This is a genomic window from Actomonas spartinae (assembly GCF_051209155.1).
GTDB lineage: Bacteria > Verrucomicrobiota > Verrucomicrobiia > Opitutales > Opitutaceae > Actomonas.
Map to the genome: position 1 here is coordinate 1,674,307 of NZ_JBPJGB010000002.1, position 18,205 is coordinate 1,692,511.

Genomic DNA, 18,205 nt, shown 5'->3' on the forward strand with positions numbered 1-18,205 from the left:
CAAAAATCAGAGGTGGTTGGTGGCGATCTGAAAGTCTTGGGTAGCCGCATCCCAGTCCACCGAAACGGGTGGCGGCGGAGGCAGCCCCAGCACCTCCGCCGGCCGGGTGGATCCGCAGGTCCAGGCATCCTCGAAACCGAGTGCGGTGACGCGCATCAGGTGCCGGACGGCGTGATCCATTGTCAGCGCGGAGCCGGCGAGGTTGCCGGCCGGCGGTTGGGAAACTCGGCCGTCGGCCGCGACGTGCGCCGTGATGTCTCCGAGGGTGTGCTCACCCGGCGGCGCGGCGGCGCCCGCCATGGCATCGGTGACGAGGACCGTGCGATCAATTCCCTTGGCGCGAACCATGGCGCGGAGCACATCGTCGGGTAGATGGAACCCGTCGGCGATGAAGGTGGCGATGAGCCGATCGTCGGCCAACTGGGGCCAAAGCACGTTGGCGTGCCGATCCATCGAGCCGGCACAGCCATTGCCAAGGTGCGTGCTCAAGCGGGCGCCCGCTGTCACGGCATCGTGGATACAAGCGGCGGCGGCCGCCGTATGCCCGATCGCCACCGCCACCTGGTGTTCGACCAGGTATTCGATCAAGGGCAAGGCGCCATCAATTTCCGGGGCGAGGGTCACCAGGCGGATTTGGCCGTCGGCCGCCTCCTGCCGCCGGGCAAAGTCCTCAATGCTGGGCGGCGCGACGTGGGCCGGCGGATGGGCGCCCCGCGGGCCGTCGTGCGGCGAGATATAGGGGCCTTCCATGTGGAGGCCGGCCACCATGGGATCGGCGCCGGCGAGGATTTGTCGTGCGCAGGTGGCGAAGTGCTCCAGCGAGGAGGTGATGATGGTCGGCAAGCAGCCGGTTACCCCCGCGGCGCGCATCGCGGCGAAGGAGCGCTGCAAGTCCGCCGGGCTCGTGCCGACCCGATTGTAGTCGACCCCGGCATAGCCGTTGACCTGCAGGTCAAAAAGTCCGGGGCGGGTTTGGATCATGCGTCCTCTCCGCGGATGACGTGTTTCGCCCGGAACTCCGGGCTCAGCATCGACGCGCCGGCTTCGTCGAAGTAGAAATGATTGCCGGGATGCCGCCGCAGGATCGAGGCGGGCGCTTCGGGCGCAATCGGGCCTTCGAGACAGCGGTGCGCCGCCGCCGCTTTGCGCGCATCCGGCACGAGGGTGATCACCGTTTCGACGCACAGCAGCTGCTGCACGGACAGGGTGATGGCGTGGGTGGGCACATCATCCAGGGTCGTAAACCAACCTTCGCCCAATTGCTGACGGCGGCAACCTTCGTCGAGCTCGACCACGAGGTAGGGGGCCGTCGAGTCGAAGTCGGCCGGCGGATCGTTGAAGGCCACATGGCCGTTTTCGCCGATCCCGGCGAAGGCGACATCGATGGGGCCGGACTGCAGGGCGGCGCCGACGCTGGCGGCGGTGGCGGCGGGATCGGTTTCGCCGTCCAAGAGATGGTAGCGGGTGATGCCGGTCGGGGTGACAAGCCGATCGATCAAATAGCGACGGAAGCTGGCCGGATGTTCGATCGGCAGGCCGACGTATTCATCAAGGTGAAACATCTCAACTTGCGTCCAAGCGATATCGGGAGCCGTAACGAGCGCCTCGACGAACTCGATCTGCGAGGCACCCGTCGCGGCGATGATGCGGGCTTCACCGCGGGCGGCGATGGCCGCACGGATGACTTGGGCGGCGTGGCGGGCCGCGGCGCGGGCCGCGGTCGGCCGGTCGGCGTATAAGCGGATCAAGGGAGCGGGCACGGGAGGCATCGGCGCGAGAAGCTATCAGGGAATCCACCAATGAACCGCGAGGGCAAATCGCGTTTCGAGGCCATAATTTTGCATGAAATTTCACCGATCAATTCGGGTGGTGTAGTTATCGGTCGGATACGCAGGGGGAATCTGCCGCCCGCCTGAAAATTCATTCCCGGCCCAAGGTGATTTTCGGACTGGCGGCGCGCCGGTTTGTGCCGCACTTCCAACGCGATGAACGAGGCGGCGATGCAGTCGAAGGCGCGATGCGAAGAGGCATTGGCGGCGCTCGCCGATGGCGATCGGGGACCGATGGCGGGATGGTTGCGGAAGCATTTGAGGCAACAGGTGCTGCCATTCTGGGAACCGCTGTGGAGCGACGCGGGGCGTGGGCTGCCAACCTGTGTGGACGATGCGGGCCGGGTGCTGGCCGACGATCGCTGGTTGTGGAGCCAATGGCGGGCGGTGTGGGTATGCGCGCGGATTTACCAGACAATCGACCGCGACAAGATCTGGCTGGAACGGGCGCGGCTGCTCGCGGAATTTTGCGCGCGTCATGGGTGGGTGGAGGATGCGCCCGGGTGGGCGCTGGTGGTGTCGCCGGACGGGCGGGTGCTGCGTGGACACGAGAGCATCTACGTGGATGCCTTCGCGGTGTATGGTCTGAGCGAGCTCGCGACGGCAAGCGGTGAATCCCACTGGTTGGACTTGGCCCGGCGCACGGCGGATGCGGCCCTGGCGCATTTGCGGGAACCGCCATCGCGTTGGGCTCACTTCCCGTATCCCATTCCCGCCGGACATCAGCCGCACGGCGTGCCGATGATTTGGTCTCTGAAACTGGCTGCGTTGGCGGCGGCGGGCGGCGGCGAAGTTTACGCGGATGCCGCCATGCGTTTTGCGGATCAGGTTTGGTCCGATTTTCACGATCCGATGGAGCAGCGGATATTGGAGACGACGCGCGTCGGGGGTGGAAAAGGCGACGGGGAAGTCGGCGAGGTGACAGTGCCCGGCCATGCGATCGAAGGGCTGTGGTTTCAGGACGTGGTGCGGCGCGGTTTGGCGCGAGGTGGCGAGATCTCGGCGGAGATTATCCGGCGAGCGATGCGCCGACATCTGGAGCTTGGCTGGGACGGAGCCGGCGGCGGTGGTTTGTTGCTGGCGGTGGACGGGGCGGGGAGACCGGTGGCGGACACCGCCTGGGCTTTTGCCGACACGAAGTTGTGGTGGCCGCAGGCGGAGGCGCTGGTCGCCAGCCTGTTGGCATGGCAAGGTGGCGGCGAAGCGTATTGGGTGAATCATTACGCCCGACTGTGGCGCTTGTGCCTTGAACATTACGTTGATTGGGAGCGCGGAGAGTGGCGGCAGAAGCTGCGGCGGGATCTGCAGCCGTTGAGCGGAACCATTGCCTTGCCGGTGAAGGATCCTTTCCATTTGCCGCGAAGCTTGATCCTGCAGATCGAGATGTTGGAAAGCAACGCGCCGCCCCCGTTGACGGGAGGCGGCGCGAGTAAAAGGCGGGCCAGGGAGTAGTGGGATTCAGTTGGCGAAGCGGAACACCGCGACGTCGCCGTCCTTGAAGATGTATTCCTTGCCCTCGAGGCGGTATTTGCCGGCATCACGCGCGGCGGCCACGCTGCCGAGCGACGAGAGATCGTCATAGGCGACGACCTCGGCCTTGATGAAGCCCTTCTCGAAATCGGTGTGAATCACGCCGGCGGCCTGCGGGGCTTTGCAACCGACCGGAATTGTCCAGGCGCGCACTTCTTTTTCGCCAGCGGTGAAGTAGGTCTGCAGTCCGAGCAGGGCGTAGGCCTCGCGGATCAGCATCGACACGCCGGAGTCATTCACGCCGAGATCGGCGAGAAACTCCTTGGCCTCTTCGGGCGAAAGGTCGATGAGCTCGTATTCGATTTTGGCGCTGATCGGCACGTAGGCGGCGTCGTGGTGGGTGCGCACGAACTCGGCGACCTTTTGCACAAAGGGATTCGCATTGGCGTCGGCGAGGTCGTCCTCGGCGACGTTGCAGGCGTAAAGGACAGGCTTGGCGCTGAGGAGTTGGAACAGACGGAGAATCTTCGCTTCAACCTCATCCACCTCGAGCAGGTTGGCGGGTTTACCGTCGTTGAGGTGCGGTTCGAGGCGCTGGAGCAGGGCGAGCTCGGCTTGGGCTTCCTTGTCGCCCCCGCGGGCCTTTTTGGTGCACTTCTCGATGCGTTTGGTCACCGCCTCGTAGTCGGCGAGGATAAGCTCGGTGGTGATGACCTCGATATCGCGCACCGGGTCAACCGACCCCATGTTGTGAATGATGTCGTCGTCCTCGAAACAGCGGACCACATGAATGATGGCGTCGACCTCGCGGATGTTGGCGAGGAACTGGTTGCCCAGGCCTTCACCTTTGGAGGCACCGGCGACGAGACCGGCGATGTCGACGAACTCGATGGCGGCCGGGATGACCACCTGCGTCTTGGCGATCCCCTGCAGCACGGCGAGGCGGGCGTCCGGCACCGTCACGACGCCCACGTTGGGATCGATGGTGCAAAACGGGTAGTTGGCCGCTTCCGCTTTGCGGGAGCGGGTGACCGCGTTAAAGAGAGTAGACTTGCCTACATTGGGCAGACCGACGATTCCGGCTTTCATAAAGTGCCGAGCAGACTCTGGGGAGTCGGGGCTTGACAAGCCATTTGTCGGGCGGTGCATTTCTCAACTTTTCGCAAACAACTAGACCGTTTTAGAAACACTTCCATGGCTCTCAAAATCCGCCTTTCCCGCATCGGCACGACGCACGCACCCGTTTACCACGTGGTGGTTGCGGAGGCTCGCTCCCGCCGTGACGGCCGGGCGACCGAAATCCTCGGCACCTACAATCCTCGCGCCAAGAGCGAACAGCTCACCCTGAATGTGGAGCGCGCCGATTACTGGGTCAGCCAGGGGGCCAAGCCGACCGACACCGCGAAGTCGCTGATCAAGCAGGCCCGAAAGTCGGCCGACGCCACGTCCGAGGCCTAATCGCCCGACCTCGTTCGTTCCCATTACGATTTTCAATCGCCCCGGCTTCGTCCGGGGCGGTTTTGTTTTCGCCACCCTCGACCCGCCGCAATCCACTTTTCGCCATGCCGCTGCACATCGATGTGCTCACCCTGTTCCCGCGCATGCTGGATGGCTTTCTGAGTGAAAGCATTCTGGGCCGCGCGTTGGATGGCGGGCTGTTGAAGGTGGGGGTGCACGACCTGCGCGCCTGGTGCACCGACAAGCATCGCACGGCCGATGATCGACCCTTCGGGGGCGGGGCTGGGATGGTGCTCAAGCCCGAACCAGCGATCGCGGCGATCGAAGCCCTGCAATCGCCTGGCTGCCGGCGCATCTACCTCACCCCAGATGGCACTCCACTCAGCGAAGAAATCGCGCGTGACCTTTCGACCCAGCAGCACCTCGTGTTGTTGAGCGGCCATTACGAGGGAATTGACCAGCGGATTCGCGACGAAGTTATCGATCAGGAGATCAGTATTGGTGACTATGTCCTTACCAATGGGACACTTCCGGCAGCGGTGCTCATCGATGCCCTGGCTCGTTTCATCCCCGGGGTATTGGGCGAGGAAAAGTCATTGACGCACGAATCCTTCACCGGCAAGTTGCTCGACTTTCCTCAATACACGCGTCCCGCCGAATTTCGAGGTAAGTCCGTTCCAGAGGTTTTGCTCTCGGGAAATCACGGCGAAATCGAGAAGTGGCGTCTCGCGCAACGTATCGAGAAGACCCGCCAAGTCCGTCCAGATTTATTTAAGAACTACCGTCATGAATCCCATCATTAAAGAGGTCACCGCTTCGCAGCTGAAGTCGGACATCCCGTCCTTCAAGGTCGGCGATGGCGTCCGCGTTCACACCAAGGTGCGCGAGGGCGACAAGGAGCGTATCCAGGTTTTCGCGGGTATCGTCATCGCTCGCAAGGGCGGCGGCGTGCACGAGACCTTCACCGTTCGCCGCATTTCCTACGGCGAGGGCGTGGAGCGCGTTTTCCCGCTGCACTCCCCGAACATCGACAAGATCGAGCTCGATCGCGAGTCCGTCCCGATGCGCGCCCGGCTCTACTACCTGCGCAACCGCAAGGGTAAGGCGGCTATGGCCATCAAGGCCAAACGCAACGAGTCTGCAAAAGCCTGACGCTTTGCAGTTAAGCGCGTCAACTCGTCGCGCATTTTACATTTAAGGGCGATCCCGCGAGGGGTCGCCTTTTGTTTTTCACACGTTGGACCGGACTTCTGCGTTGCGCCAGTCCCGGTCAACTCGTCGTCTAGCGGGCCCGGCATTCGCCGGCTGATTTATCTAGCTCCATCTGTAGTTACATGAAGTTGAACACCGAGATCCTCTCCGCTGCTGCCAATCAAGCTCGTGGTCTGGCCATTGATGCCATCCACAAGTGCTCTTCCGGCCACTTGGGCCTGCCGCTCGGCGCCGCCGAAATCGGCGCCGTGCTTTACGGCAACGCCTTGGTGCACAATCCGGCGCAACCGCGTTGGCTAAATCGCGATCGTTTTGTCCTCTCGGCCGGCCACGGTTCGATGTTCATCTACAGCTGGCTGCACCTGTCGGGTTACAACGTTTCCAGCGACGACCTGAAAAACTTCCGCCAGCTGCACTCCAAGACCCCGGGCCATCCTGAGTTCGGGGAAACCGACGGTGTCGAATGCACCACGGGTCCGCTCGGGCAGGGTATCGCCAACGCGGTCGGTCTCGCGGTTTCCGGCAAGATGGCCGAGGCCAACTTCAACACCGCTGAGCACACGATCTTCGACCATCACGTGGTGTGCCTTGCCGGCGACGGCTGCATGCAGGAAGGCGTGGCCCTCGAAGCCATTTCCTTCGCCGGCCATCAGCAGCTCGATAACCTGATCGTGATCTACGATTCCAACGACGTCACTCTCGACGCGATGGCCATCAAGACCCAGAGCGACAACGCGGTGGCCCGCTTCAAGTCGATCGGCTGGGACGTGATCTCGTTGCCTGATGGCCACGATCTCGCGGCCATTCTCAAGGCGGTCAACAAGGCCAAGAAGGCCAAGTCCGGTAAGCCGCAGCTCATCATCGCCAAAACCGAGATCGGTCGCGGCATCCCCGAAGTCGCCGGCACCTCCAAGGGCCACGGTGAAGGCGGCGCCAAGTTTGCCGAAAACGCCCGCGCGGGTCTCGGCCTGCCCGCCGACGAGCACTTTTATGTGAGCCCCGAGGTGCGCGAGTATTTCGCCGCCCACAAGAAGCGCCTCGCCCGCCAATACAACAAGTGGAACAAGACCTACAAGGCCTGGGCGGCCGCCAATCCGGAAAAGGCTGCGATTCTCGAGTCGCGCGGCACCGCGCCGGCGACCGCCGACTTGTTGGAGAAGATCCCAGTTTTCCCGGCCGATGCCAAGCTCGCCACCCGCAAGGCGGGCAGCGACGTGTTGCAGCCGATCGCCGAAGCCATGCCGCTGCTCATGTCGGGCAGCGCGGACCTTTACGGCTCCACGCTGAACTACATCAACAGCTCGGTTGACTTCGACGCCGAGAACCGCGCCGGCCGCAACATCCGTTACGGCATCCGTGAGCATGCCATGGCCGGTATCAGCAACGGTATCGCTTACGACGGCATCTTCCACCCGTCCTGCGCCACCTTCCTGGTGTTTGCCGACTACTCGCGTCCGTCGATGCGCATCGCCTCCCTGGCCAAGCTCCCGGTGGTTTACATCTACACCCACGATTCGGTGGGCGTGGGTGAGGACGGCCCGACGCACCAGCCGGTCGAAACGGTTTCCGGTCTCCGCGTTATCCCTAATCTCGATGTGATTCGCCCCGGTGATCCCGAGGAAGTCGCCGGCGCCTTCGCCGCCGCCTTCACTCGCACGGACGGCCCGACGCTGCTCGCGCTCACCCGCCAGGCGATTCCGAACCAGAATGACATCGACGTCGCCACGCGTCGCAGTGGCGTAAGCCAAGGCGCGTATATCGCGGTCAAGGAAACCGAGCCGCTCACGCACATCCTGCTCGCCGCCGGTTCCGAGCTGCAGCACGCGATCGCGGCCGCCCAAACCTTGGGCGCTTCGGTGCGCGTGGTTTCCGTTCCCAGTTTCGAGCGCTTCAACCGCCAATCGGCGGAATACCGCGAGGAAGTGCTCCCGTCCAGCTGCCGCAAGCGCGTTGCCATCGAGGCGGGCGTGACCGGACTCTGGGCGCAATACGTGGGACTTGATGGCAAGGTGATCGGGATCGATCGCTTCGGCCTCAGCGCCCCTGGTGGCACCGCGATGAAGGAGCTCGGTATCACCGCCGATGCGGTCGTCGCTGCCGCGCAATCCCTTGGCTGAGAGGCTCAGCTACAATAATCCCCGGTTTAGTTGGTTCTGATCGGGTGAGGGGAGTTCGCCACGGCGAACTCCCCTCTTTGTTTTGCGAATCGAATGCGCCCGGCGAAGTCGGTGCCGGGTGCACACCGTGAAGACGTCTATCGGCATCACCGCAAAACAGCGCACGACGGTGGCTGAAACCCTCAGTCGGGTTTTGGCCGACGAGCACGTGCTCTCCCGCAAAACCCGCAACGATCATTGGAATCTTGAGGGACCTCGTTTTCACGACCTGCATGTCGTGTTTGAACCGCTTTATTCCGGCATGGAGCAGACAATTCACGGTATCGCCGAACCCATTCGTGCCATTGGTCACCCGTCGTCCGGCGCCATGGAAGGTTTTGTGGCGTTGGCTAAGCTCAAGGAGGACCCGCGGGGGCGTGTGGCCGCCGATGAAATGCTGCAGAACTTGTTCACCGACCATGAATCCATCAGCCTCAGCCTACGGGAGGACATTCCTTTGCTAAAGAGGAGCACGAGGATGTTGGCCGATTTCCTGACCGGCTTGCTGCAAGCGCACAAAAGACGGCGTGGATGCTGCGAGCGACCTTAAGCTGATCCCGCGGCGCCGCCGATTCACTTCATCCGACCCCTACCGAGATCGCCGGCAGGGGTTTTTGGTATGCGGTCGGCGGGAGTGCCGGGGGCGTCACGTGGTTTTTGCAGAGAATTTGATGAAACCACTTGCGGAAATAGTTAGGAGGCTAACTATCAGGCACCTTCTCATTTTACCAATGCCCTTGTTGATGCTCAAAGACCTGCCGCGCTACGAGTGCATGCTCGAATGCGCCAAACGCTTTCCAGATCTGGATCCGGCTGCGGGCAATCTATTTATGAATTTGTTGCGCGCGGCGGATGAGCTGTTCGCGATCAAATCGGCCTTTCTCAATCAGCACAACATTTCCAACGGCCGCTTCACGGTGCTTCTGCTACTCTCAGCTACGGTGGAGGAGGGGAGTGATCGCGCTCCGCCCCGCGCCCCGGCGGAATTGGCGGAGATGGCGGGTGTGACCCGCGCGACCATGACCGGCCTGATCGATACGCTCGAAAAGGATGGCTTTGTGCGCCGCGAACCGGATCCGCGTGACCGCCGCGCCATGCTCGTTCACCTGACGCCGAAGGGGGAGGCCTTCACCGAAGAGCTGCTCCCGGGGTATTTCCGCCGCGTAGCCATGATCATGGCCCCGCTCAATGCCAGAGAACGCAATGAATTACTCCGTCTGTTGCTTAAAGTCCGGCAAGGCATCGCGGATGCTGGTGCCGTGGACCAGCCGCCGGCCCCGACCGTTTAACTTTATCTCCAGTCTCACAACCCGTCGTCATGATTAAGAAATTCTTCATCGCCATCTTTGGATTCGTCGCCGTCGTCGCGGCCCTCGCCGCCGTGAAAGCCGCGCAAATCAAGGAATTGATGTCCGCCAACATGGGGCAACCCACCCCGGCCGTCGCCTCCGCCGTCGCTGAAAAGCAGGAGTGGAATCCCCGCATCGCCTCCATCGGCACCCTCTCGCCAGTTCAGGGTGTCACCATCAGCGCTGAACTCGAGGGCGCGATCGTCGCGCTCCCGGTTGAAAACGGGGCCGCCGTGAAGCAGGGCGATCTCCTCGTCACGCTCGATACCTCGCTGGAGAAGGCTCAACTCGAGGCGACCGAAGCCCGCGCCGAGCTCGCCCGCCTGCAGCTGGATCGCGCCAAAGAACTGCGCGCAAAGAACACCATCAGCCAAGCCGAGCTCGACACGGCCAACGCCCAATACGCTCAGGCCATCGCCGACGTCGCGGCGATCAACGCCACCCTGGCCAAGAAGGCCATCCGCGCACCCTTCGATGGCCGCGTCGGCATTCGCATGGTCAATCTCGGTCAGTTTGTCAGCCGCGGCACGCCTTTGATGCCCCTGCAGAAGCTGGACGAGGTCTACATCGATTTCTTCATCCCGCAGCGCCAGTTCCCGCTCATCGGCATGGGGCAGGAAGTCAACGTGATGGTGGATGCCTTTCCTGGCGAGGTTTTCACGGCGCGTATCACCGCGATCAATCCCGTCGTCGACACCGCCACCCGCAACATCGCGGTGCAGGCCACCTTGCCCAACTCCGATGAGCGTTTGCGCGCCGGCATGTTTGCCCAGTTGGAGGTGGTGTTGCCCGAGGTCGAACAGGTGGTGGTCGTGCCGGCCACGGCCATTTCCTACGCCAGCTACGGCAACTCGGTTTTTGTGATCGAAACGATGCAGGATGCCGATGGGCAGGACTACTTGGGCGTGCGCCAACAGCCCGTGACACTCGGAGCCAAACGCGGCGATCTGGTCGCAATCACCACCGGATTGACCGGTGGCGAGGAGATCGCTTCCACCGGGGTTTTCAAACTGCGCAACGGTCTGGCCATTCAGGTGAACAACGCGGTCCAACCGGCCGCCGAGCTCAATCCGCAACCCGACAACAGCTGAACGCTCGGTTCCGTCCTCCTGCCGACTTCGACCTGACACCGTCCCATGCTTAAACGCAGCTTTACCGATCTCTTCGTGCGCAAGCCGGTGATCGCGCTGGTGGTGAACATCGCCATCCTCGTGGTGGGTTTGGTTTCCTACAACCAGCTCAACACCCGCCAATACCCGCGCAGCGACAGCGCCGTCGTCAACGTGACGACCATCTACTTCGGCGCCAGCGCCGATACCGTGCGCGGCTACATCACCACGCAACTCGAGCGCGCGATCTCCAGCGCCGATGGCATCGATTACATCGAGTCCGAGAGTTTCGCCGGCATGAGCACCATTCGGGTGTATCTACGGCTCAACTACGACACCAACGCCGCCTTGGCCCAGATCTCCGCCAAGATCGACCAGGTGCGCAACGAACTGCCGCCGGAGTCGGAGTCGCCCACCATCAGCGTGGAGACGACCGACAACCAGTTCGCCTCCATGTATCTGAGCTTTTACTCCGAGACGCTCAGCCAGAACCAGATCACCGATTACCTGAATCGCATGGTTCAGCCGCGCCTTGCGGCCATTCCTGGAGTGCAGAAGGCCGACATCCTCGGTGGCCGCGTTTACGCGATGCGCATCTGGTTCAAGCCGGAGGAACTCGCCGCCCGCAACCTGAGCCCGTCGCAGGTGCGGCAGGCGCTGGTGAACAACAACGCCCTGTCCGCCGTCGGCGCGACCAAGGGCAACATGCTGCGCGTGAGTCTGGTGGCCAACACCGACCTGCAGAGCGTGGAAGAATTCCGCAACATGGTCGTGGCCCAACACAACGGCGCGATTGTCCGGCTGGACGACGTGGCGGATGTCGAACTCGGCGCAGAAAGTTATGACGCCGAGGTTCGTTTCGGTGGAACCACGGCCACCTTCATGGGCGTGTGGGTGCTGCCGACCGAGAGCACGGTGGAAGTCATTCAGCGCGTGCGCGCGGCTTTCCCCGATGTGGAGGCCAGTCTGCCGGCCGGGTTGCAGGCCGAGATGGCGTATGACGCCACCGAATACATCAATGACGCGCTGCGCGAGATCCTGACCACACTCATGGAGACGCTGCTCATCGTCATGGTGGTGATTTTCCTCTTCATGGGTTCCCTGCGTTCGGTGCTGATTCCGATCGTGGCCATGCCGCTGTCGCTCATCGGCGCCATGTTCCTCATGTATGTGATGGGCTTCACCATCAATCTGCTGACCCTGCTCTCCATCGTGCTGGCGGTGGGTATCGTGGTGGACGACGCCATCGTCGTGGTGGAGAACGTCGAGCGTCACATTCGCGAAGGACTTACGCCGATCAAGGCCGCCATCGTCGGCGCCCGTGAGTTGGTTGGACCGGTTATTTCAATGACCATCACGCTTGCGTCGGTTTACGCCCCGATCGGCTTCCAGGGCGGTCTGACCGGCGCGCTCTTCCGCGAGTTTGCCTTCACCCTCGCCGGCGCAGTGGCGGTGTCCGGCTTCGTGGCACTCACCCTCTCGCCGATGATGAGCGCTTACATGCTCAAAGGCGGCGACGCCGAAGAGAAGGGCCTCACCGGGGTGATCAACCGGCTCTTCGACCGAGTGCGTGATCGCTACGCTCGCACCCTCGACGGCCTCCTGGAAACCCGTTCGCTCGGGTGGTTCGGCGGCATCCTGCTCGGCCTTTTCCTCACTCCGATTTATTGGCTGGTTTACGCCTCGGATCGCTTCAAGGGCCATCGGCCGCAATGGTCGCCGGTGATCACAGTCACGGCCGTGCTCTTCATGCTGTTGCTCGGTCCGTTCTTCATGATCGCCCAGAAGGAACTGGCGCCGAAGGAAGACCAGGGTGTGCTCATGACCATCATCCAGGGGTCGCCGACGGCCACGATTGAGCAGGCCATGCTGAACACCGAAGAGGTGCAGAAAATTTATGAGGCGCAGCCGGAGTATCAAACCTCCTTCCAGATCACGACGCCCAACTTCGGTTTCGGTGGCATGCTGCTCAAACCGTGGTCACAGCGCAGCCGCAGCGTGATCGAAATCGAGGCGGCGTTGCAGGAAGAGGCGGCAAAGGTTGCCGGCGCCAACGTCATTCTCAACACGCCCGACGCGTTGCCCGCCGGTGGTCAGTTCCCGATCGAGTTCGTGATCCGCTCGACCGACGACCATCGCGAGATGATGGACTACGCCAACCAACTCGTGCTCTACGCCAACACCGAGGCCAACGAGGGCGGCGGTGCCCCGACCTTTTACTTCGCCGATAGCGATCTGAAGTTCGATCTACCGCAGACCACGATCGACATCGACCGGGACAAGGTCGCCTCCATGGGGCTCAATCTCACCGATGTCGCCCGTGACCTCGGCTCGATGTTGGGCGGCGGTTATGTGAACCGTTTCGTCAACGACGGCCGCAGCTACCGGGTGATCCCGCAGGTCGAACGTGGCGAGCGCCTTAATCCCGAGCAGTTGCTGGACTACCATGTGCGTGGTCCACAGGGACAGCTCATCCCGCTGTCCACCATCGCCACGTTGAAGGACACGGTCGAACCGCGGACCCTGAACCGTTTCCAACAGCTCAATGCGGTGAAGATCACGGGCGTCGGCCCGAGCATCGATGCGGCGCTGACCAAACTCGAAGCCAAAGCCGCCGAGGTGCTCCCGGCCGGCTACACGATCGATTACGGTGGTCAGTCGCGCCAGCTCCGTCTCGAGGGCAACGCGCTCTGGCAGGCCGGTCTGCTGGCGCTCATCCTCATCTTCCTGGTGTTGGCGGCGCAGTTTAACTCTTTCCGCGATCCGCTCATCATCCTGCTCGGTTCGGTGCCCTTGGCGCTGGTGGGCGCGATGCTGCCAATCTTCCTTTGGAAGACTTCGCTCAATATCTATTCCCAGATTGGTCTGATCACGCTGGTCGGTCTCATCGCCAAGAACGGCATCCTCATCGTCGAGTTCGCCAACTCCCTCCAGGAGCAGGGCGTCGCCAAAGCCGAAGCGATTCGCCGCGCGGCCGCGACCCGTCTGCGGCCGGTGCTCATGACCTCGGCCGCGACCGTGTTCGGTCATATGATGCTCATCTTTGTCGAGGGGCCGGGCGCCGCGGCGCGAAACAGCATTGGTTGGGTGCTCGTGGTCGGTATGGCCGTCGGCACCTTTTTCACCCTGTTCGTCGTGCCCGCCTTCTACATGCTGATCGCCAGTGAACATAGGACCGCCGACACCGACGATGAAGTCGTTGAAGGCGACCTCCAGCCCGCCAACTCCTGAGTCCCGCTCGCTCACCGCAATGAATTCGTTTCGTTCCATGTTCACGCTTCCGCAACGCGCTCTGGCCACGATGGTCGTGCTGGCTTCCGCCGTCTCGGCCCAGGTCCCCGAGACGCTGGATTTACCGACGGCCATCAGCTACGCGCTCGATAACAACTTCGCGATCCGACAGGCGCGCGAACGCATCCGCGAGCAGGAAGGCCTCATCGTCGAGGTGAAAGGGCAGGTTCTGCCCAACGTCTCGCTCAACTCGAGCTACAGTCACGACTCCGACGGCCTTGTCGGTCCGACCGGCCAGAATCCGAATTGGTCGATCGCGCTTTCCGTGCGCCAACTCGTCTACTCTGGCGGCGGGGTGCAGGCGGCGCTCGATGCCCAGCGCGTCGTGCGGGAAACCGTGCTGCTCGAGTTGCAGTCGATCATCAACGACCAACTCCTGCAGGTCCGCACCAACTTCTACGATGTGCTGCTCGCCCGCGAACAGATCGAGGTGCAGGAGCAGAACGTGAATTTGCTCGAGGAACAGTTGGCCACGGCGCGCAATCGCTTCGAGGCCGGCGCGGTCTCCAACTTCGATGTGCTTCGCGCCGAGGTTGAACTGGCCAACGCGCAGCCGGCGCTCATTCGCGCCCGCAACGCGCTGCGCATTTCCATCGACCAGCTCCGTTATTCGATCGGCTTCGACTCACCGGCCCCGGGCCAGACGGCGGCCACTCCCGAATTTGTCGGTGACCTGGCGATTGCGCCGGTCTCTTACGATCTGGCCGCCGCGATCGACAGCGCCCGCGCCAACCGGCCGGAGCTGGTGCGCCTCGCCAAGCTGGTCGAGGCTCGGGAGGCCGGCGTGACCATCGCCAAAGCCGGCCGTCTGCCGTCCGTTTATGTTTCCGGCGGCTACGCCCTGCGCAAAGCGGGGTTCTCCGAGAGCTTCGACAACTCCCTCGACGGATGGACCGTCGGCGTGTCCTCCAGCTGGGCGATCTGGGATGGCAAGGCCACCCGCGGTCGCATCAACCAGGCCCTGTCCCGCCAAGAGCAGGCCCGCTTGGCCCTCGAAGACGCAACGCTGGCGATCGAGGTCGAGGTGCGCCGCGCATTGTCCGCGCTCAACGAGGCGACCGAACTGGCCGATGCCGCCGAAAAGGTCGTCGAACAGGCCGAGGAAGCGCTGCGCCTGGCGAACGCCCGTTATGGCGCCGGCACGGCCACGCAACTCGAGCTTTTGTCCGCCCAAGTCGCGCTCACCCAGGCCCGCAACAATCAGCTGCAGGCCGCCTACAGCTACAACGTGTCCGCCGCCGCGATGCGTCGTGCCCTCGGCCAAAGTGACGTATTGATTGCGAACTGAGCAAACCGTAGAACTTTGACCGCTAGCTGAGGTCCGACTCAGCCACTCCAGCATGAAACGGCGTCGCGGTATTCTCATCGGGATCGCACTCTTGGTCATCGTGGCCGTGGTGGCCGTCGCGCTTGCGTTCAACGCAAGCTTCCAGACTCGGGTCGTCCAGCGGGTCCTGAGCGAGCAGCCGGACATGGCGGCCAGTCTGTCGCGGGTTTCCGTCGGCTGGAGCACGGTTCGGATCGATGATCTGGCGGTGCGACGTGACGGCATGGTGCTGCGCGCCCCGCGGGTCGAAGCCACCTTGCCGGTCTGGCGTCTGCTGACGAACCGCGTCGAGCTGCGGCGCCTCGTGGCGCACGACTGGGAACTTCAGATCGATCCCGCCGTGGCGATCGCGGCAATGCGGGCGCCGGAACCGCCGGTTGCTTCAAACGCGGCGGAAGCGGGGTGGGGTGGCCTCGCGCGCGCGTTGGGCGGAAGCCTTGTCACGGCCGATGGTGGGCATGCCGCGCCGGGTTTGGGCGGTTTGCTGGACGCGCTCCACCTGCCGTTGGATATCGCGGTCGATGAGCTCGATCTGCGCGGAACCGCGGCATGGCGCCAAGCGGGCCCCGGAGCGGATGGCCACGCCAACGTCGCGGTGACCGGTGGTGGATTGCGGGCGGGAGAAACGGGCACGTTTCATCTTCTGGTCGAAGCCGAGGGCGAACGGGCCACTGCCGCGGGCATTCGTTCGCTGCTCATCGACGCTCGTCTTGGCCTGACGCTGGCCGATGCGCACACACTCGACCATGTGCGTCTCGCCGCCGAACTGGCCGGGCGCCGCGATGAGCGGGCGACTCCCGATCGCTTCGAACTGCAATTTGACCTGCGGGTTGCCGAGGGGTCGCCGCACGCCGCGTTTTCGCTGCGCGACGAGCACAACCGGTTGGTCCACCTCGACCTCCGCCGCGAGGAGAACGACGCGACGCTCAGCGGCACGTGGTCGATCGCGCTCAACGACCGCTCGCTCGGCAGTCTGATGCTGGGGCGCACCCTACCGAGTTTTGCGAGTGAGGGGCAGGGAGCGCTCAGCGCCGCGATTGACCTGAGCAGCGGTTCGGTGGGTGGCACTCTGGCGTTTACGGGCAGCGATTTTGCGGTGCTGATGCCGGAGCTCAGTCAAGTGGGCCCGGTGTCAGGCGAACTGACCTTCGATACCGAGTTGCGGGAAACCGGGCTGCGGCTCACGCAACTGGATCTGGCGGTCAACGGCGCGGCGCCGCTGCTTTCCGCGCACTTGTTGCAGGGCATCGAAGTGGCGCACCAGACCAACGAAATCCGCGTCGCGCAGCCGGATGATCCGGTGTTTTCCCTCAACCTGCTCGGCCTGCCGATTTCGTGGGCCCAACCCTGGTTGGACCCCTACGTGCTCGATGGGCGCCCCGTGCAAGGCGGGTTTGTCGGCATGGTCAGCCCGCACGGGTTGCGGGTGGTGACGACCGACGAGCTGCACTTGCCCGGCATGGTGTTGGCCGAGGAAGGGCGCACGCTGGTGGACGAGATCGATGTGACCTTGCGTGTCGGCGCCGAATTCACCGCCGAGGGATGGCAGGTGGAACTTGATCGCCTGGACCTGCTCGATGCGGAGGGGCCGGTCGCGACCTTCAGCGCGCGCGGCGGCCGCCTCACCCGGGAGAATGACGTCATGAAATTGGCCGGACGTTTTGAATCTAGTTTACGAATCATCGAGCGCGTCCCGCAGCTTGCCTCCGCGCTGGCCCTGCGCACGGGGCGCGTGGAGGGCGAATTTGGATTGGGTCTGGAGGATCGCGTCTCCCTGGCCGCGAGTGTGGCCGCAACAGAGCTCATGCTCGCGGAGGGCCAGCGGATGCCCGATATGCAGGTGGATGGCCGCATCGACCTGTTTCGTGGTGGGGCGATCGAGGCCCATTTACCCATGCGGTTCACCATGGATGATCGCGTTTCCGACCTCACCCTCAACGTCAGCGCGGCGTCGCGCGACACGGGCTGGCAGGCGGAAGGGAGCCTGAGTGGGCCACGGGCCTACGTATCCGATTTACAAGGACTGGGACTGATTCTGGCGGTGGCTCCGGACGCGCCGGCCTCGGTCGAGAACGCACCGACCCCCGCGTCCGGTCCGGTTTGGGCCGGGTGGCAAGGCACCTTCAAGACGGCCATCGGTGAGCTGACCCTGCCCAATGGCCTCGTGTTGGAGAACATTCGCGGCGACATCGAATTGGACGCTTCCCAACTCAACCTCAGTGGCTTGAGCGCCAGCATGGCGGGCGGGGGGGAAGTGCAGATTGACGGCGGGTTGGATTATGATGCGACGCGGGGACAGAATTATGAGGCCAAGGGCCAGATGCGGGCGGAGGGGGTCGACGTCGGCGCGATTCTGCGCGCAATTGATCCGGATCAGGTTCCGACCTTGGAGGGGCGATTGGATTTCAACGCCGATCTGAACAGCGCGGTGAACGACTTGGCGGATCTGGTGGGGCAGGCGGCGATCGAAGCGCGGGTGACCAGTGCCGGCGGCGTCCTGCGCGCGCTGCAGGTCGATGTGCAGCAATACATCGAGGCCGGCCGCACCTTGGCAGTCGTGGGGGGACTGGTGGCCGCGTTGTCCGGCAATCAGGAAATCGGCCGCCGGGCTCAGCGTTTGGAGGCGCTCACACAAGTGGCCGATCAGTTGTCGGCGCTGGCCTTTGATCAGCTCAATCTGGAGCTCAACCGGGCGCCCGGTGGTAATCTGGTGTTGCGCGATCTGGCGGTCATCTCTCCCGGCCTGCGTCTACTCGGCAACGGCAGCATCGTTTATGAGGAGGGCACGCCGATCTGGATGACCCCCCTTGCGCTTACCCTGCAGCTGGCCGCCCGGGAGGAGATCGGCGCCTTGCTCGGCCGACTGAACCTGACAAAACCCGATGCCGACGCGTTAGGCTACCGTCCCCTCGTGCAGGCGGTGCACCTCGACGGTTCGCTCAGCCAGGTGGGAACGGCGGAACTCGGGCGACTGCTCTCGCGTGCGCTGCGCTAGCATTGCCAA

Annotated in this window: 14 protein-coding genes; 11 read left to right on the forward strand and 3 right to left on the reverse strand. The window is 63.4% G+C overall.

The genetic code is table 11. From position 1 onward, the window contains the following. Window positions 1-6: 6 nt before the first annotated feature. Window positions 7-981 (reverse strand): N-acetylglucosamine-6-phosphate deacetylase, encoded by a 975-nt coding sequence (locus AC0MRV_RS14475; protein WP_472765203.1) that lies wholly within the window; start codon window positions 979-981, stop codon window positions 7-9. Then, on the reverse strand, window positions 978-1,769 hold the full coding sequence (locus AC0MRV_RS14480; protein WP_472765204.1) for a 6-phosphogluconolactonase: 792 nt from the start codon (window positions 1,767-1,769) through the stop codon (window positions 978-980). Before AC0MRV_RS14480 ends, AC0MRV_RS14475 begins: the two co-directional genes overlap by 4 nt. Window positions 1,770-1,985: 216 nt before the next feature. Between AC0MRV_RS14480 and AC0MRV_RS14485 the strand changes: the two genes are divergently transcribed. Further along, complete coding sequence (locus tag AC0MRV_RS14485; RefSeq protein ID WP_472765205.1) at window positions 1,986-3,281, forward strand: AGE family epimerase/isomerase; 1,296 nt, start codon at window positions 1,986-1,988, stop codon at window positions 3,279-3,281. A gap of 6 nt (window positions 3,282-3,287) precedes the next feature. On the opposite strand, the gene ychF is transcribed toward AC0MRV_RS14485, so the two are convergent. Further along, the gene (ychF, locus tag AC0MRV_RS14490; protein ID WP_472765206.1) at window positions 3,288-4,388 is read right to left on the reverse strand and encodes a redox-regulated ATPase YchF; all 1,101 of its coding nucleotides are present in this window, start codon (window positions 4,386-4,388) and stop codon (window positions 3,288-3,290) included. Between the two features lie 105 nt (window positions 4,389-4,493). Here ychF and rpsP point away from each other — a divergent pair, with 105 nt between their 5' ends. The 10 genes from rpsP to AC0MRV_RS14540 all read left to right on the forward strand — a co-directional run bounded on the left by rpsP (window position 4,494) and on the right by AC0MRV_RS14540 (window position 18,196). Then, a complete protein-coding gene (gene rpsP / locus AC0MRV_RS14495; protein WP_472765207.1) occupies window positions 4,494-4,757 on the forward strand; it encodes a 30S ribosomal protein S16 in 264 nt (87 codons plus the stop codon). Between the two features lie 104 nt (window positions 4,758-4,861). Further along, window positions 4,862-5,560, forward strand: a complete 699-nt coding sequence (gene trmD, locus AC0MRV_RS14500) for a tRNA (guanosine(37)-N1)-methyltransferase TrmD (RefSeq protein WP_472765208.1) — start codon at window positions 4,862-4,864, stop codon at window positions 5,558-5,560. After that, entirely contained in the window at window positions 5,544-5,909 is a 366-nt protein-coding gene (rplS, locus tag AC0MRV_RS14505; RefSeq protein ID WP_472765209.1) for a 50S ribosomal protein L19, read from the forward strand. The genes trmD and rplS overlap by 17 nt, the downstream gene beginning before the upstream one ends. Window positions 5,910-6,091: 182 nt before the next feature. Continuing rightward, the gene (gene tkt / locus AC0MRV_RS14510; RefSeq protein WP_472765210.1) at window positions 6,092-8,086 is read left to right on the forward strand and encodes a transketolase; all 1,995 of its coding nucleotides are present in this window, start codon (window positions 6,092-6,094) and stop codon (window positions 8,084-8,086) included. A 127-nt stretch (window positions 8,087-8,213) separates the two neighbouring features. Continuing rightward, window positions 8,214-8,675, forward strand: coding sequence for a Dps family protein (locus tag AC0MRV_RS14515; RefSeq protein ID WP_472765211.1), 462 nt, complete (start codon window positions 8,214-8,216; stop codon window positions 8,673-8,675). A 193-nt stretch (window positions 8,676-8,868) separates the two neighbouring features. Then, on the forward strand, window positions 8,869-9,414 hold the full coding sequence (locus AC0MRV_RS14520) for a MarR family transcriptional regulator (RefSeq protein ID WP_472765212.1): 546 nt from the start codon (window positions 8,869-8,871) through the stop codon (window positions 9,412-9,414). 29 nt (window positions 9,415-9,443) lie between these two features. Further along, the gene (locus AC0MRV_RS14525; RefSeq protein WP_472765213.1) at window positions 9,444-10,565 is read left to right on the forward strand and encodes an efflux RND transporter periplasmic adaptor subunit; all 1,122 of its coding nucleotides are present in this window, start codon (window positions 9,444-9,446) and stop codon (window positions 10,563-10,565) included. Between the two features lie 45 nt (window positions 10,566-10,610). After that, window positions 10,611-13,814, forward strand: coding sequence for an efflux RND transporter permease subunit (locus AC0MRV_RS14530; RefSeq protein WP_472765214.1), 3,204 nt, complete (start codon window positions 10,611-10,613; stop codon window positions 13,812-13,814). Between the two features lie 37 nt (window positions 13,815-13,851). Further along, a complete protein-coding gene (locus AC0MRV_RS14535; RefSeq protein WP_472765215.1) occupies window positions 13,852-15,162 on the forward strand; it encodes a TolC family protein in 1,311 nt (436 codons plus the stop codon). 52 nt (window positions 15,163-15,214) lie between these two features. Beyond that, window positions 15,215-18,196 (forward strand): hypothetical protein, encoded by a 2,982-nt coding sequence (locus tag AC0MRV_RS14540; RefSeq protein ID WP_472765216.1) that lies wholly within the window; start codon window positions 15,215-15,217, stop codon window positions 18,194-18,196. Window positions 18,197-18,205: the final 9 nt, after the last annotated feature.

Bases quoted from the DNA above. Each gene is read 5' to 3' on its own strand.
- ychF (WP_472765206.1), bottom strand. From the start codon at position 4,388: ATGAAAGCCGGAATCGTCGGTCTGCCCAATGTAGGCAAGTCTACTCTC.
- AC0MRV_RS14480 (WP_472765204.1), bottom strand. From the start codon at position 1,769: ATGCCTCCCGTGCCCGCTCCCTTGATCCGCTTATACGCCGACCGGCCG.
- tkt (WP_472765210.1), top strand. From the start codon at position 6,092: ATGAAGTTGAACACCGAGATCCTCTCCGCTGCTGCCAATCAAGCTCGT.
- AC0MRV_RS14525 (WP_472765213.1), top strand. From the start codon at position 9,444: ATGATTAAGAAATTCTTCATCGCCATCTTTGGATTCGTCGCCGTCGTC.
- rplS (WP_472765209.1), top strand. From the start codon at position 5,544: ATGAATCCCATCATTAAAGAGGTCACCGCTTCGCAGCTGAAGTCGGAC.
- AC0MRV_RS14530 (WP_472765214.1), top strand. From the start codon at position 10,611: ATGCTTAAACGCAGCTTTACCGATCTCTTCGTGCGCAAGCCGGTGATC.
- AC0MRV_RS14475 (WP_472765203.1), bottom strand. From the start codon at position 981: ATGATCCAAACCCGCCCCGGACTTTTTGACCTGCAGGTCAACGGCTAT.
- trmD (WP_472765208.1), top strand. From the start codon at position 4,862: ATGCCGCTGCACATCGATGTGCTCACCCTGTTCCCGCGCATGCTGGAT.
- AC0MRV_RS14540 (WP_472765216.1), top strand. From the start codon at position 15,215: ATGAAACGGCGTCGCGGTATTCTCATCGGGATCGCACTCTTGGTCATC.
- AC0MRV_RS14485 (WP_472765205.1), top strand. From the start codon at position 1,986: ATGAACGAGGCGGCGATGCAGTCGAAGGCGCGATGCGAAGAGGCATTG.
- AC0MRV_RS14520 (WP_472765212.1), top strand. From the start codon at position 8,869: ATGCTCAAAGACCTGCCGCGCTACGAGTGCATGCTCGAATGCGCCAAA.
- rpsP (WP_472765207.1), top strand. From the start codon at position 4,494: ATGGCTCTCAAAATCCGCCTTTCCCGCATCGGCACGACGCACGCACCC.
- AC0MRV_RS14535 (WP_472765215.1), top strand. From the start codon at position 13,852: ATGTTCACGCTTCCGCAACGCGCTCTGGCCACGATGGTCGTGCTGGCT.